Source organism: Streptomyces cylindrosporus, assembly GCF_022698165.1.
Lineage (GTDB): Bacteria > Actinomycetota > Actinomycetes > Streptomycetales > Streptomycetaceae > Streptomyces > Streptomyces cylindrosporus.
This window is the reverse complement of record NZ_JALDAY010000024.1, coordinates 1-13,829: the sequence shown is the minus strand read 5'-3', so window position 1 is coordinate 13,829 and position 13,829 is coordinate 1. Positions and strand designations below refer to the sequence as shown.

Annotated in this window: 15 protein-coding genes; all 15 read left to right on the top strand. The window is 70.2% G+C overall.

Translation table 11 applies throughout. The annotated features are described in order from the left end of the window. Positions 1–23: 23 nt before the first annotated feature. Positions 24–854, top strand: a complete 831-nt coding sequence (locus MQP27_RS49365) for a hypothetical protein (RefSeq protein ID WP_242779035.1) — start codon at positions 24–26, stop codon at positions 852–854. Positions 855–963: 109 nt separating this feature from the next. Further along, the gene (locus tag MQP27_RS49360; protein ID WP_242778700.1) at positions 964–1,698 is read left to right on the top strand and encodes a hypothetical protein; all 735 of its coding nucleotides are present in this window, start codon (positions 964–966) and stop codon (positions 1,696–1,698) included. Between the two features lie 13 nt (positions 1,699–1,711). Beyond that, a complete protein-coding gene (locus MQP27_RS49355) occupies positions 1,712–2,773 on the top strand; it encodes a major capsid protein (RefSeq protein ID WP_242778697.1) in 1,062 nt (353 codons plus the stop codon). Between the two features lie 6 nt (positions 2,774–2,779). Beyond that, a complete protein-coding gene (locus MQP27_RS49350) occupies positions 2,780–3,160 on the top strand; it encodes a hypothetical protein (RefSeq protein WP_242778694.1) in 381 nt (126 codons plus the stop codon). A gap of 90 nt (positions 3,161–3,250) precedes the next feature. Continuing rightward, positions 3,251–3,586 (top strand): hypothetical protein, encoded by a 336-nt coding sequence (locus tag MQP27_RS49345; protein ID WP_242778691.1) that lies wholly within the window; start codon positions 3,251–3,253, stop codon positions 3,584–3,586. After that, positions 3,583–4,428, top strand: a complete 846-nt coding sequence (locus tag MQP27_RS49340; RefSeq protein ID WP_242778688.1) for a hypothetical protein — start codon at positions 3,583–3,585, stop codon at positions 4,426–4,428. Before MQP27_RS49345 ends, MQP27_RS49340 begins: the two co-directional genes overlap by 4 nt. After that, positions 4,425–4,880, top strand: coding sequence for a hypothetical protein (locus tag MQP27_RS49335; RefSeq protein ID WP_242778685.1), 456 nt, complete (start codon positions 4,425–4,427; stop codon positions 4,878–4,880). The genes MQP27_RS49340 and MQP27_RS49335 overlap by 4 nt, the downstream gene beginning before the upstream one ends. Then, positions 4,877–5,260, top strand: coding sequence for a hypothetical protein (locus MQP27_RS49330; RefSeq protein WP_242778682.1), 384 nt, complete (start codon positions 4,877–4,879; stop codon positions 5,258–5,260). Before MQP27_RS49335 ends, MQP27_RS49330 begins: the two co-directional genes overlap by 4 nt. Continuing rightward, complete coding sequence (locus MQP27_RS49325; protein WP_242778681.1) at positions 5,260–5,709, top strand: DUF6093 family protein; 450 nt, start codon at positions 5,260–5,262, stop codon at positions 5,707–5,709. Before MQP27_RS49330 ends, MQP27_RS49325 begins: the two co-directional genes overlap by 1 nt. Next, positions 5,706–6,095 (top strand): hypothetical protein, encoded by a 390-nt coding sequence (locus MQP27_RS49320; RefSeq protein WP_242778679.1) that lies wholly within the window; start codon positions 5,706–5,708, stop codon positions 6,093–6,095. The genes MQP27_RS49325 and MQP27_RS49320 overlap by 4 nt, the downstream gene beginning before the upstream one ends. Further along, positions 6,092–6,544 carry a hypothetical protein gene (locus tag MQP27_RS49315; RefSeq protein WP_242778676.1) on the top strand — a complete coding sequence of 151 codons (453 nt, stop codon included), beginning with the start codon at positions 6,092–6,094 and terminating at the stop codon, positions 6,542–6,544. The genes MQP27_RS49320 and MQP27_RS49315 overlap by 4 nt, the downstream gene beginning before the upstream one ends. A 152-nt stretch (positions 6,545–6,696) precedes the next feature. Then, entirely contained in the window at positions 6,697–7,503 is an 807-nt protein-coding gene (locus tag MQP27_RS49310; protein WP_242778673.1) for a phage tail tube protein, read from the top strand. Between the two features lie 113 nt (positions 7,504–7,616). Beyond that, positions 7,617–8,177 (top strand): hypothetical protein, encoded by a 561-nt coding sequence (locus MQP27_RS49305; protein ID WP_242778670.1) that lies wholly within the window; start codon positions 7,617–7,619, stop codon positions 8,175–8,177. Positions 8,178–8,209: 32 nt separating this feature from the next. Next, positions 8,210–8,554, top strand: coding sequence for a hypothetical protein (locus MQP27_RS49300; protein ID WP_242778667.1), 345 nt, complete (start codon positions 8,210–8,212; stop codon positions 8,552–8,554). Between the two features lie 43 nt (positions 8,555–8,597). Next, positions 8,598–13,829 (top strand): phage tail tape measure protein (locus MQP27_RS49295; RefSeq protein WP_242778664.1); only part of this gene is annotated, 5,232 nt, incomplete at its 3' end.

The window sequence follows — 13,829 nt, the reverse complement described above, 5'->3', positions numbered from 1 at the left end:
GTCCAATGGGAGGACTCTCGCTCATGCGTCGCCCCGCGCAGCAGCCCTACGGTCCGGTCGCCTCCACGGCCTGGACCCACCCCTACCGCGGCATCCGCGGCCTCGGCGTGTTCTACAACTCCGGCACCCCCGGCACCGACCCGAGCACCCCGCCCGCGGTGCCCAGCCCGGCCGAACTCGCCGCCCGCGCCGGCCAACAGCCTCCCGCCACTCCGCCCGCGCCCGCCGTCCCGCCCGCTCCAGCCACGGATCCGGCCGAGGTGAAGGTGGAGTTCACCCAGCGCCGCCTCAACAAGATCATGGCCGATGAGAAGGAAGAGGGACGGCGCGCCGCCTTCCGGACCGTAGCCGAGGCCGCCGGCATCGACCCGGACTCCTTCGACCCCGCCCAGTTCGGCGACATCTTCAAGCAGGCCGAGCAGGCACGCCAGCAGCAACTGTCCGAAGAACAGCGCCGCCTTGAGGAAGTCGAGCGGCGCGAGCAGGCCATACAGGCCCGCGAGGACGCCGCCGCGGCGAAGGAGAAGGCCGCCCAGGACCGCGACCGGGCCAGCCGTATCCGCGCTGCCCTCGTCACCCTCGGCGCCACCGGAGCCGACCTTGAGGACGCGGCCGCCCTGCTGCGCGTCCCGGACGACGCCTCGGATGACGACATCACCAAGGCTGCGGAGGAACTCAAGGGCCGCCGCAAGGAGATGTTCGGCGCCGCCCCCGACCCGCAGACCCTTCCCCCGGCCCCGTCCGGCGGACCCGCGGGCGGCAACGCACCGCGCACCCCGTCCAGCAGCAAGGACGCCGTCCGTGACGCTGCCCGGGAGCGGGCCGAACGAATGGGGCTGCGCCGCACCGCCTGACCGCTCAGACCAGCACCACCCTGGGACCACGCCCGAACCCCCCGTGGACGGCACCCGATAGCGGGCGCCCTCACCACACACCCGCGTATTTCGCGAAAGGGGCTACGGCGTGGACATCCAGCCGTACACCAGCACCGAGACGCTCGCTGTCGGCCGCCCGTGGCTCATGAGCACCCTCGGCATCGAAGCCAACCAGACCGTCACCCTCGACCTCACCCAGTTCTCCGAGACCCTCCACTGGACCGAGGCCTCCAAGTACCAGCCGGAGCGGAAGCTGAAGTCCGGTATCCCGCTCGGCAAGAACACCACGACCGGCCTGTACGAGCCGTACTCCCCGGTCACCAACGAGGTGCAGACCGCCACCATCACCGGCTCCCCGACCGGCGGCACCTTCACGTTGACCTTCAGCGGGCAGACCACCGCGGCGATCGCCTACAACGCCACCGCCGCGGCCGTCCAGACCGCGCTGGAGGCGCTGTCGAACGTCAACCCGGGCGACATCGTCGTCACCGGCAACGCGGGCGGCCCCTACACGCTGACCTTCGGCGGCCAGTACCTCGGCGACAACGTCGCCTCCATCACCGCCACCGCCTCCCTGACCGGCGGCACCACGCCGGGCGTCACCATGGCGACCACCACCGCGGGCGGCACCGCCACCGCCACGGACGGAACCCAGCTGTTCCGCGGGTTCCTGTTCACCGAGGTGTCCTTCTACCCCGGCTCCACCAAGGCCGCCGCCCCGCTGATGGTCCACGGGCAGATCGACGTCGCCAAGCTGCCCGTCGCGTTCGACCCGGCCGACGCACCGGCCGGCTCCAACACCCAGTTCGTCTACAAGGTCTGAGAGGGGACCACCCATGCCTAACGACATGCTTGAGGTCCTCCTCAGGGGCATCAACCCGACCGAGATCAACGCGTTCGTGCGCGAGATCCAGACCCCGGCGGACTACCTCCTCACCCAGTCCGTCATCCCCGAGCGCACCGTCAACTCCGTCAAGTACGAGATCCGCGGCGGATCCAGGCGCGTGGCCGCGGCCTCCTACCGCGCGTGGGACGCCCAGACCAAGGTCGCCTCCCGCGAGATCACCCGCTGGGTGACCGAGGGCAAGCTCCTCCCGCTCGGCCAGAAGTACATCGTGGGCGAGCTGGAGACCATCCTCCAGAACGTGCAGCGCGGCATGGACGGCCAGGACCTCGTCGACGCCGTATACGACGACGTCGCCGCGCACGTGCTGTCCATCAAGCACCGCATGGAACTCGCCGCCGGCGACCTCCTCGTCGACGGCAAGTTCACCCTCACCGGAGAGAACGGCCTGACCATCGAGGCCAACCACAACGTGCCCTCGGCGAACATGCCGACCGCGTCCGTGAACTGGTCCAACCCGGCCGCCGACATCCTCGCCGACGAGCTCGCCTGGATCGAGGTGCTGCGCGCCTCCGGTGCCCCCGCCCCCACGAGGGCACTCACCTCTTACAAGACGTGGGCGTACATGCTGGCCAACAACAGCTACCGGGCCGCCTACTACAACTCCGTCAGCCCCTCCGCGACCCCGACCGCGCTCCTGGCCCGCAACGAGGTCAACGTGGTCCGCGACCGCTACGGGCTGCCGCCGATCACCACGTACGACGTGAAGATCCCCCTGGACGACGGCACCGACAAGCGGCCGCTGCCGGAGAACATGTTCTTCCTGCTGCCGCCCAACGCCACCCAGATGGCGGAGACCCAGTACGGGCTCACCGCCGAAGGCATCGTCCTCTCCAGTGGCGGCAACCCGTCCATCGAGCGGGAAGACGCCCCCGGCATCATCGTCACCTCCGGCTACGACGACGACCCGGTCCGCGTGTGGACCAAGGGCGCCGCCGCCGCGCTGCCGGTGATGTACACCCCGGACATCCACATCGCCGCGACGGTGTGGTGACCGGACATGGCGAAGGAACAGCTCGCAGCCACGGTGTACGTGACGGATCCCGACACGCACCAGACGGTCGAACTGGCCCCGGGCACGCTCCCGGAGCCGCGTCTGGCCGCGCTGGTGACGAACCCGGTCGCCTGGATCGGCGGGAAGATGCCGGCCGCAGCCAAGGAGGCGGCCGCGCAGCAGGAGGACGCGGGTCAGGTCCCTACCGGCGACGGCCCGGGCGGCGCCTCTGGCGCAGCCTCGGACGCCTCCGGCGCCGCTGAGCAAGTACCCGCGCAGCCGGACGGGCAAGCCGCCCCGGCGAAGAAGACCGCCGCACGCAAGACAGCGGCCAGCAAGCCGGCCCGGGGCCGGGACGCCGCCGACCAGGGCGACGGCGGCGAATAGCGGCGTGCGGGCCCGCCCCTGTGGTGGGGGCGCCAACCGGCGGGCCCGCACCCCGTTCCCTTCCCCCTCCCACGCCCCTCTGGAGGCCCGATGGACGCCGCCACCCAGGCCTGGCTCATCTCCCAACTCGGCACCACCACCGACCTGACTGACCTCACCACCCGCTACACGCGTCTGGGCACCGCCCGCGCCGTCGCCCTGGAAATCCTCAACCAGCGCCTGGCCGACCTGCGTGCCGACGTCGCTAAGGTGGCCGTCTCCAGCGTCGTCAGCGTCGACTACACCGCGAACATCCTCGCCTACGAACGCCAGATCGCCGCGTTGGAGTCCGGCGGCTCGCCCGCACCGGACGAGCCAGCCGGTGGCATCGACCCCGACGCGGTCCTGCTCGGCACCTTCCAGCTCGTCGAACGACGTCGCCGATGACCAGCCCCGCCCAGACCAGCGGCGACCGGGACGAGCTGACGGCCGTCATCACCGCGGCCGTCACCGAACTCGTACGCCACTGGAGGCGCCTGTCCACCGCCCAGGACGCCCTCCTGAGCTCCCTGGAACGCCTGCGCCGCGGCACCGGCTCCACCACCCGCATCCGCCCCCTCATCCTTCGTTTCCAGCAGGAGGTCGGAGAGTTCGACCGGCTCGCCCGCGCCGTCGCCGAACGCTGGGCCGCACAGGACCTGCCCGTCATCTACCGCGACGGCGCCCTGCGCGCCCTGCGGCAGGCTGGCGCCGACCTCACCCTGTTCCGCTGGACCTCCGACCACCAGGCCGCCCTCACGGCCCTGACCGCGTCCTTCTACGTCGACCTCATCGGCCGTATCCAGGAAGCCGTCCGCCGCGCCCAGGCGTTCGCGCGCGCCGCCCAGGACGCCGCCCGCGAGGTCACCCTCGGCCGCAACCAAGCTGGCCTCGACTCCGCGCGGCTGACCGCAGAGCACTCGCTGTCGACGATCGTGTACCGCAACGACGCCCGGCATCCCGTGCAGGCGTGGGCCACCTCCGCGCTCACCTACCAGGGAGCCGTCACCGCGAACCACGCCGCTATCAACACCGGCAGCCTAGAGCTGGAGGCGGCCTGGTTCGAGTGCGTCGACGGGCCGGATTGCGGGTTCACCAATCACGCTGATACGGATCACGCCAGCGGGACCATCCGGTCCGCCGACGACGCGGCCGCCTACCCCATCGCCCACCACGGCTGCATCAGGTCGTGGATCCCCCGCCCCGGCCTCAACGGCCAACGAGGCCTTGTCTCCGGAGACCCCCTGTGACCGACGCCCCCCTCGCCTACACCGTCCACCCCGGTGGCCCCCTCGCTTCCGAGGAACTCCAGCACGCCCTGACGCAGTGGCTGCGCGCCAACGGCATCAACCCCAGCCTGGTGTCCGTCGACGCCCCCATCAGCGTGCTGCCCCTCCCGCACCCAGGGCCCGACGGACAGACGTGGCTGATCCAGGTCATCGTGCTCGAGCAGTTCCACATCGACCACCTCGGCGCCAAGGAAATCAACCTGATCACCGGACGCCCGGTGACTTTCCAACGCACCATCCCCCTGACCGTCCCCTTCCCGAACCAGCCCGCAACCGGCGCCGAACACCAGACCGATGGCGGCCCGGCAGGAAGTCAGAGCGCAGCAGACGAAGGCCTGGACCAGCAGGGTGAAGCGGTAGCCGATACCGACGGCGACGCCGAGACGGCACCGGATGAGGCAGGTGGACAGTGACTGAGCAGCCCATCCCGCCGCGCGCGTACGGCGTGCACATCGAGGCCACCCCCGGCGACGCTGTGATCCGCCTCGACGGCGAGCCCCTGCCCCCAGGACAGGTCACCGGCTACGTGCTCCAGCACGACGTGCATGGCGCGCTGCCGTCGCTGATCCTGCACACCCGGCAGCCACACGGCGTCCTCTTCGAAGGCCTCGCCACGGTCGCCGTGGCCGTGCAGCAGGACCATGGGGACGTCATCGAGGAGTTCCTGTCCGGGATCGACCCGGCCGGCCTGTCACGGGCCGCCCTGGACCGTGACGACCTCGATCCGGGCAAGCACGGCGTCGCCGAGGCGATGCTCAAGCAGCTGGCGGACTGGGCGAAGGGGAGAAGCTGATGCCCGGACTGGACACGGCGCTCGCCGGGGTCGCGAAGTGGCTGGACGGGAACGTCCTCCTGGACACCGTCCGCGTCGAACTCCCCGCCTCCGGGACACCGGTCCTCAACGAGGACACGGGAGAACTCGTGCGCCCGCAGGGCGAGATCCTGTACGAGGGGCCGGGCGCCGTGCAGGGCGGCGTCAACCAGTCGGAGATCCAGTCCACGCCGGGCGCGCTCACCCCCTGGGTGCAGGAGACGAAGTCCCGCTACCGGATGCTGACCCCACTCGGGGCGCCAGTCCCACGGAAGGACGCCATCGTCACCGTCGTCCGCGTCCACAACCCGGCCAACACCGCGCTCATCGGACGGGCGTGGATCTGCCAGGACCCCGGCCGCGCCGCAACCGTGGAGGTCGTCCGGATCACCCCCCTGGACCAGATCGAGGACCGGGGAGGAACATCGTGACCCCCGACGAGCTCGCCGACCGGCTGGAGCACGCCGCCATGAAGATCGGGCCCGCGGTCCAGAAGGGCGTCAAGCACACCGCGACCGTGGGCGCGGCCCGTATCCGCGGGAACGCCTCCGGCCGCCCGGGACCGAACGTCATCAGCGGCGACTACCGCAACTCGTGGCAGCCCGCCCCTGTGGTGCCGCTGCCGTACGGGGCGATGTGCACGATCGGCACGGACCGGCCGCAGGGGCGCCGTCTGGAGTGGGGGTTCGTCGGCACCGACAGCCTGGGGCGCTCCTACGACCAGCCGCCCTTCCCGCACGTCGAACCGGCCATCGGGTTCATCGGGGAGACCTTGCTGGCGCAGATGCGGCTCGCGGTAGCGGAGGTCCTCCTGTGATCGACAAGCGTCCGTTCACGAAAGCCCTGGCCGCCCTGATCGCCGCCGCGACCGGCAAGCAGGTGGGGGAGGGCCGCCGCCCGGATGGGGCCGGCCTGTCGCACTACTACATCCTCTACGCCCTACCGGGCACCTTCTCCGGCGCCCCCATCTCCGACCTCACCGAGGACGCCACCCTCACCTACCAGGTCACCTCCGTGTCCGGCCCGGACCCGGCCGACCCGGACAGCTACGGCACCCAGGACCAGTTGCAGTGGCTGGACGACAAGGCCCGCCGCGCGATCCTCGAACGCAACCCGGTCACCGGGAAGTGGCTCAACCCGCTTGCCGCGCCCGGCATCAAGGTCATGTCCCGTCAGCACGCCGGGGAAGCGGGGGAAACACCCGACGCAACCGATGCAATCATGAGTTCAGCGCAGAGATTCACCTTCCAGGTGACCAGCGTCTGACCCTCCTCAGGGCAGGCGCCAGTTTGACCGCACCGCGGCGGGACCCCACGCGGACGCCACCACCACAGGTGGCCGCCACCCATACACCACGTGTAAGGGGCCAGGTCCCGCCAAGGAGGGATTGAACGGCCCCGGGAACCAAGGGGCCCCACATGCTGCTGGCCAAGCCGAAGAAGTACATGCGGCGCGGCACGTCGAAGTTCTTCTTCGTGCCGACCATCGCCGCCGACTCGATGATCCCGACCCGGAGTGAGCTGTCCGCTGGCACCAACTTCTCCTCGTTCATCGCCGCGATGGACGGATGGACGGTCGCCAACCAGGAGATCGACACCCCGGACATGGCGGACACCTACGACTCCACCATCCCCGGCTCCGACAAGGCCGACTCCAGCTCTTTCACGTTCTACGAGGACGAAGAGGACGCCGACCTCGAGGGCATCTTCGCCAAGGGAACCACCGGGCATGTAGTCATCCTCCGCAAGGGCGACATCCCCGGCAACAACTCGATGGACGTGTTCGAGATCCGGGTCGCCTCGCAGTCCCCGCAGTACACCGCGGACAACGAGGCCGCGAAGTTCATGGTGACCTGCTCCATCACCTCCCGCCCGCTGCAGGGCGCTCCGGTGCCGGCCGCCGGCGTCGACGAGGTCCAGACGGTCACCATCACCGGCACCCCCACCGGGGGCACCTACACGCTCACCTTCTCCGGGCAGACCACGGCCGGGATCGCCTACAACGCGTCCGCGGCTGCGGTGCAGTCCGCGCTGGAGGCACTGTCGAACATCGCGGTCGGCGATGTGGTGTGCGCGGGCGGACCGCACCCCGGAACCCCGGTCACGGTCACCTTCGGCGGGAACTACGACGGCGCCGACGTCCCGCAGATGACCGCCTCCGCCTCCGGCCTCACCGGCGGCACCAGCCCGGCGGTCACCGTCACCACCACCACCCCCGGCGGCTGACCAGCGACCGCTGCCGTCCCCTTCAGTTCCTGGCCGGGCGCTCACATCGCTCCGGGAAGGGCGCTCGTCCGCCCGGCCAGGTCCGCCCCCGCTGACGAAGGACCCCACCTGCCATGACCGCCACCAAGAACGCCACCCCACCCGAGCCGCCCGCCGCCGCCGTGGCCGCGGACGCGCACTGGGCCGCCACCCGCGAACGCCTCCGCAACCGGCAGCGGCCCACCGCAACCCTGACGATCTGCGACGACGCCGACGCCAAGAAGGCACTGGTCGACGCCGAGTTCGCCGTACGTGCCGTCACCGCCTCCCTCCAGTCGGAGCCCGACGACCCCGGCCTGAAGGGGGACCTGGCCACCGCCGAGGAGACGCTCACCGCCGCCAGGACGGCCTTCGACGAGGTGGCGATCGTGCTGCGCTTCCAGGCGCTGCGCCGCCCCGACTTCGAGGACCTCAAGGCCAAGCACCCGCCGACCGAGGCCCAGGCCGAGGACAACCTCGTCGTCAACGTGGAAACCCTCGGCCCCGAACTGATCTCCGCGTCGTCCCTGGACGGGATCACCGCGGAGGACGCCAAGTACTACCTGGAGGAGTGGGGCGAAGGCGAGGCATCGGCGCTGTTCAACACGGCCTGGCACGTGCAGTCCAACGCCCGCATGGACCTGGGAAAAGGCTGACCGCCGATGCCCGCCTCCGCAGCGAACTCGCCGTGTGCCGCCAGTACGGGATCCCGCACAGCCAGTTCAAGGGCGTCGGAAACGGCACCTGGACCGAACGCGACCAGCACAAGGCACTCGCCTACGAGGAGTACTTGCGCGGCGCCTGCCCGCAGTGCGGCACCCGCGAGTCCGACTGGACCGACCCCGACGGCGAGTACGTGGAGGCGTACGTCGCCCAGTCCCACAAGTGCTTCGGCTGCGAGGAGATCGCCATGAAGCAGCGGGAGATCCCCGAAGGCCGGGCCGGGGACGGCATGAAGGTCCTCCTCATCCCAGCCAGCGTGCTGGCCGCCCAGCACATCCTCGACGAACTCGCTCACGCCCAGCAGCAGTAGCACAACACCCAGGAACGGACACGGAAAGGGAGGGGAGGGGCCGGTGCCCAACTGGAACCTGTCGGTGGACCTGCGCGGCCACGGCAACGACCTCGCCCAGTCCCTGAAGTCGTCCGCCAAGCACGCCCGTTCCCTCGGCTCCGCCGCCCGCACCGCCAAGAGCGAAGTCCGCGAACTCGGGACCGCCTCCCAGAACGCGGCCCGGCACATCAAGACCCTCGGCCGCGAGGCGAACACCGCGCAGCGGCACGTCAACCGGCTCGGCGACCAGGCGAACACCACCGCCCGACGGCTGGGCCGGTACGGGGACGCGGCCCGCACCGCCAACCGCAACGTCAACGCGCTCGGCGACCACTCCCGTACGGCGGGCCGGGACCTGGCCCGCATGTCCAGCCAGATCAACACCGCCGTCCGCGACCTGACCCGCCTCGCCCGGGCGGCCAGCGCCGCGGATGCCCGCCTGAACCGGATCGGCGGCGCCGGCGTCCTCGGGATGCGCCGCTACCGGCAGGAGACCAGCCGGGTGCGGGAGAGCGTCAAATCCCTGGCCGGGCTGGCGGCCGGGGTCGGCCTGACGCTGGGCGCGGTAGAGGTCGTCAAGGAGGGCAACGAGTACCAGCAGGCGATGAACGCGTTCGGGGCGACCACGAACGCCACCCAGCTGCAGATGCAGCGGGCCGCGGCCACCGCCAACCAGCTCGGCAACGACCTGAAACTCCCGGGGGCGACCGCCACCGACGCCGCCGAGGCCATGGTGGAACTCGCCAAGGCAGGCTTCCGCACCGACCAGGCCATCTCCGCGACCGGCGCCTCCCTCACTCTCGCATCCGCCGCCCAGGTCAATGCCGCCGACAGCGCGAAGTACCTCGGCGACATGATGGACCAGTTCGGCATGGGCGCCGACCAGGCCGGCCGTGCCGCCGACACCCTCGCCGCGACCGCCAACGCCGCGTCCGGCGACATCATCGACATCTACTACGCGATGAAGTACGCCGGGCCGGTGGCGCACGGCATGGGCGTCTCCATGCAGGAAGCCGCCTCCGCGGTCGGCATGCTCGGCAAGGCCGGCATCCTCGGCCAGACCGCCGGAACCACCCTGCGCGGCATGCTCGCCAACCTGGCCTCCCCGACCGCGCAGATGACCGAAGGCCTCGACGCCCTCGGCATCAGCGCCTTCGACGCGCAGGGCAACTTCAAGGGCCTGCGCTACGTCATCGACGGCCTGTCCAAGGCCCAGCACAAGATGTCCCAGCAGGATTTCGCCGCCGCCGTGAAGAAGGCCATGGGCAAACCGGCGATGGCGGGCGCGATCGCGCTGGCCCACCAGGGCACCGACAGCTTCGACGCGATGATGCAGGCCGTCTCCCAGACCGGCGCCGCCTCCCAGATCGCCGCCGCCAAGGGCAAGGGCCTCGCCGGCGCCATGCTCCAGCTGAAGACGCAGGCCCGCCAGACCGGCCTGACGCTCTACAAAGGGATGGCGCCCGGCCTGGAGTTCCTTACCCGCGGGCTGACCAAGGGCCTCTCCGACGCCACCCCGAGGATCGAACACTTTTTCAAGTACCTCAACGACGCCGCCAGCCTCTTCGGCCCGGACGTCGCGGCAGCCGCCCGCAGCGAGTTCTCCGGCATCAAGAACTCCGTCGCGGAGGTGGCCGACGGGTTCAAAGACCTGGGGCAGCAGGGCCTGGCCGACTTCCTGCACCTGCTGCTGACCATCGGCCAGACCGCCGTCGACGTCCTCACCAACCTGGCACACGGCGTCACCCCCGTCGTCGACGCGCTGGCCGACCTGTCGGGCGAGTCCGGCACAGTCGCCTCTACCCTGGACCTGGCCGTCACCGCCCTCGACCTTGCGGCGGGCGCCGTCAGTGCCCTGTCCACCGTCCTGGTCCCCATCGGACACCTGGTGGCGGGCCTGGTATCCGGATTCGCGAGCCTGCCCGGCCCAGTGCAGCAGTTCGTCCTGGCCGCACTCCTCGTCCGCCGCATCCAAGGCCCCATGGCTGGCCTCGCCGGCACCGTGTCCGGGCGCGTCACCGGCGCCTTCCGCGGCCTGAACGACCAGATGACCGTGCAGCGCACCCTCGCGGCGAACGCGGGCGTGTCCCTGTCCCGCTACGGCGCCGCCATGGCCGTCCTGCAGACCCGGGTCCCGGCCATCGGCCGGATGGGTACCGCGTTCCGTGACGCCGCCACCCAAGGCACGGGCTTCGCAGGAACCCTGCGCGGTATCACCGCTGCGGCCGGCACGGGGCTGCGCGGCGCAATGTCCGGCCTGATGGGCGCCATGGGCGGCCCGTGGGGTGTCGCCCTGACCGGGCTGACAGTCGGTCTCGGCCTGCTGGCCTCCTCCCAGCAGCAGGCCGCGGCGAAGGCAGCCGAGCACAAGGCCAACATCGACGGACTGACCTCCGCCATGCGCCAGTCCAACGGCGTCATCGACGAGAACGTCCGCCAGCAGGCCGCCCAGACCATCCAGAACACAAAAGCCACCGACGAGTTCGTACACGGCAACACGAAGCTCATGGACGTCATGGGCCAGCTGGGCTACAGCCTGTCCGATGTCACCGACTCCTACCTCGGCCAGGGCGAAAGCATCGACCAGCTTGCCAGCAAACTGGAGGTCCTCGCCAAGAAGAAGTACCAGGAGGCCAACCAGGAATCCCACGGACTCGGTGTCCTGGACCGACGCTCCGACGAGGCCAAGGCGGTAGAAAAGCAGTCGCAGCTCTACGGGGCCGCCGCCAAGGCCCTGCGAGGCATGTCCGGGGACGCGAAGGAGGCCGCGAAGAACGCCAAGGACCTGGACGCCGCCACCAAGGGCACCGGCGACGGGGCATCGGCCTACGACCGGCTGAAGGCGGCAGCCAAGGGCCTCGCCGACACCACCGCCGACGCCGACTCCCGCACCCGCGCCCTGCGCGAGGCGCTCGACCTGCTGTCCGGCGGCAGCGTGTCCCTGCAGGCCGCGCAGGCACGCGTGAACGAGGCCATCACCAACGCCAACGAGGCGATGAAGCAGGGCATCGACCACGCCGACGGCTGGGGCAAGGCGCTCATCCAGACCAACGGCACCCTGAACACCACCACGAAGAACGGCCAGTCCCTCTTCAACACCCTCAACACGATCGCCGACAGCAGCGCCCAGGCGTCGATCGCCGCCTACGACTTCGCCCAGTCCCAGGGCAAGGGCCTGCCGGAGTCCCTGAAGGCAGCCCAGGGGGAGATGACCAAGGCCCGCAAGGCCGCCACCGACCTTTTGGGCAGCTACGGCCTGACCGCCGCGCAGGCCGGGAAGGTCGCCGACTCCCTCGGCCTGATCCCCGGCCAGGTGTCGATCCTGCTGTCCACGAAGGGCGTCGACTCCACCCTCGCCGAGCTGATCGCGGTGCAGGCCGAGTTCCAGCAGTTCCCGACGAAGAAAACCGTGCGGGTCGACGCGCTCGGCGCGGGCGCGAAGAAGGAACTGGAGGAGATCGGCTACAAGATCGAGCTGATTCCCGGCACCCGCGAATACAAGATCACCGCGCCGACGAAGGCCGCCCGGGACCAACTCGACCTCCTCATCAACAAGCTGTCCGCAACCCCGGACGGCAAGGACGTGAAGGTCGACGCGAAGACCGCAGCCGCCATCAAGGATCTCGAGACGGTCCAGGCCAAGGTCAGCGCCACCAAGGGCAAGACCATCACCATGAGGGCGCCCACGGCTCAGGCGCGCGCCCAGCTCGAAGCCCTCGGATTCAAGATCCGCGACGTTCCGGGGTCGAAGAACGTCACCATTACCGTCCCCGCCGGAACCGCCAAGTCGCAGGTCGCTGCGATCCAGGCGGCCATCAACAGCCTCCATGGCAAGACGGTCACCAACTACGTCAACTCCATCGTCACCACGACGAAGAAGTCGGTGCACGAGGTAGTCGGCAAGGCGGACGGCGGCGTCGTCGACTACTACGCGTCCGGCGGCATCCAGCGCGGCGGCGTACGCCACTTCGCCGGCGGCACAGAGAACCACGTCGCGCAGATCGCCCCCGCCGGATCGTGGCGGGTATGGGGGGAGCCAGAGACTTTGGGGGAGGGCTACGTGCCCTTCGCCCCCTCCAAGCGGCCCCGCTCCCGGAAGATCACCGAGGAGATCGTGCGGCGCCTCGGCGGGAACCCAGCGGGCATCCAGTGGAACGCCGACGGCAACGTCACCGACTGGCGCTACGACCCGAACACCGGCTCCCTGTACTCCGCCTCCGACGCCGGGCAGGCCGGCCACAAGACCAAGAAAGTCAAGGTCAAGGTCAAGGGGAAGTGGCAGACCAAGGACGTCGAGTACTTCGACATCTCCGCGGTGGAGAAGAAGCTGAAGTCCGCCGCGAAGGCCACCCTGGCATGGAACAAGGACCTCGAGACCGTCGCGTCCCGCGCGGGCGGGGATGTCGCCGACGCGCTCGCCGCGATGGGCGAGGACGGCATGAAGATCGCCCACAAGATGGCCACCGGCTCCACCAAGTACATCAACGACATGGCCAAGGCCCTGCGCGACCTGCAGAAGACCGCCAAGGCCACCCTCACCGACTACACCCGGCAACTCGGCAACGCGAACAAGCTGAACAAGACGTTCTCCGACCAGCTGGCCCAGCTCGCCGCTATGGGCTACGGCGACCTCGCCGCCCAGCTGGCCGCGCAGAACGACGAGGCCGCCCAGCAGCTCGCCGCGGAGGCCGTGAAGAACCCGAAGAAGGCCGCCGAAGCGAACAAGCAGGCCCGCTCCGCGAACGACGCGCTCACCGCCGACCAGGTGTCCGAACTCGTCCAGATCATCGGCGCCATCCACAACCCGACCATCGGGATCCACCAGGTCGCCGCCGCCACCAGCCTCGGCGAAGACGAGATCATCGCGGTGGCGAACAAGGCGAAATCGCAGATCAGCAAGGCGCTGGGCAGCAAGGCCGTGAAGTTCCTCGCCGACCTGGGCCGCGCTAACAAGGGCCTCTCGTACGCCGACGGCGGCATCCGGGCCGGGATCTACGCCACCCAGGGCGGCCTCGTACGGTTCGCGGAGCCGGAGACCCACGGCGAGGCCTACGTCCCGCTCAGTCCCTCCAAGCGGCGCACCGCGCTGCCCGTCCTGAACGACGTGGCGCACCGCTTCGGTGTCGGCCTGACCGACGTGGCTGCATCCCGCGCTGTCCTCATCATCCGCGAGGGCGGCGATACCCACGTGCAGGTGACCGCCGTACGCACCGGCGCCACCGCCAGCGATATCGGAACGCAGGTCGGACGCAGC

Excerpts from the sequence above, each read along its gene's own strand:
- MQP27_RS49365 (WP_242779035.1), top strand. The coding sequence starts at position 24 with ATGCGTCGCCCCGCGCAGCAGCCCTACGGTCCGGTCGCCTCCACGGCC.
- MQP27_RS49355 (WP_242778697.1), top strand. The coding sequence starts at position 1,712 with ATGCCTAACGACATGCTTGAGGTCCTCCTCAGGGGCATCAACCCGACC.
- MQP27_RS49350 (WP_242778694.1), top strand. The coding sequence starts at position 2,780 with ATGGCGAAGGAACAGCTCGCAGCCACGGTGTACGTGACGGATCCCGAC.
- MQP27_RS49345 (WP_242778691.1), top strand. The coding sequence starts at position 3,251 with ATGGACGCCGCCACCCAGGCCTGGCTCATCTCCCAACTCGGCACCACC.
- MQP27_RS49340 (WP_242778688.1), top strand. The coding sequence starts at position 3,583 with ATGACCAGCCCCGCCCAGACCAGCGGCGACCGGGACGAGCTGACGGCC.
- MQP27_RS49325 (WP_242778681.1), top strand. The coding sequence starts at position 5,260 with ATGCCCGGACTGGACACGGCGCTCGCCGGGGTCGCGAAGTGGCTGGAC.
- MQP27_RS49310 (WP_242778673.1), top strand. The coding sequence starts at position 6,697 with ATGCTGCTGGCCAAGCCGAAGAAGTACATGCGGCGCGGCACGTCGAAG.
- MQP27_RS49305 (WP_242778670.1), top strand. The coding sequence starts at position 7,617 with ATGACCGCCACCAAGAACGCCACCCCACCCGAGCCGCCCGCCGCCGCC.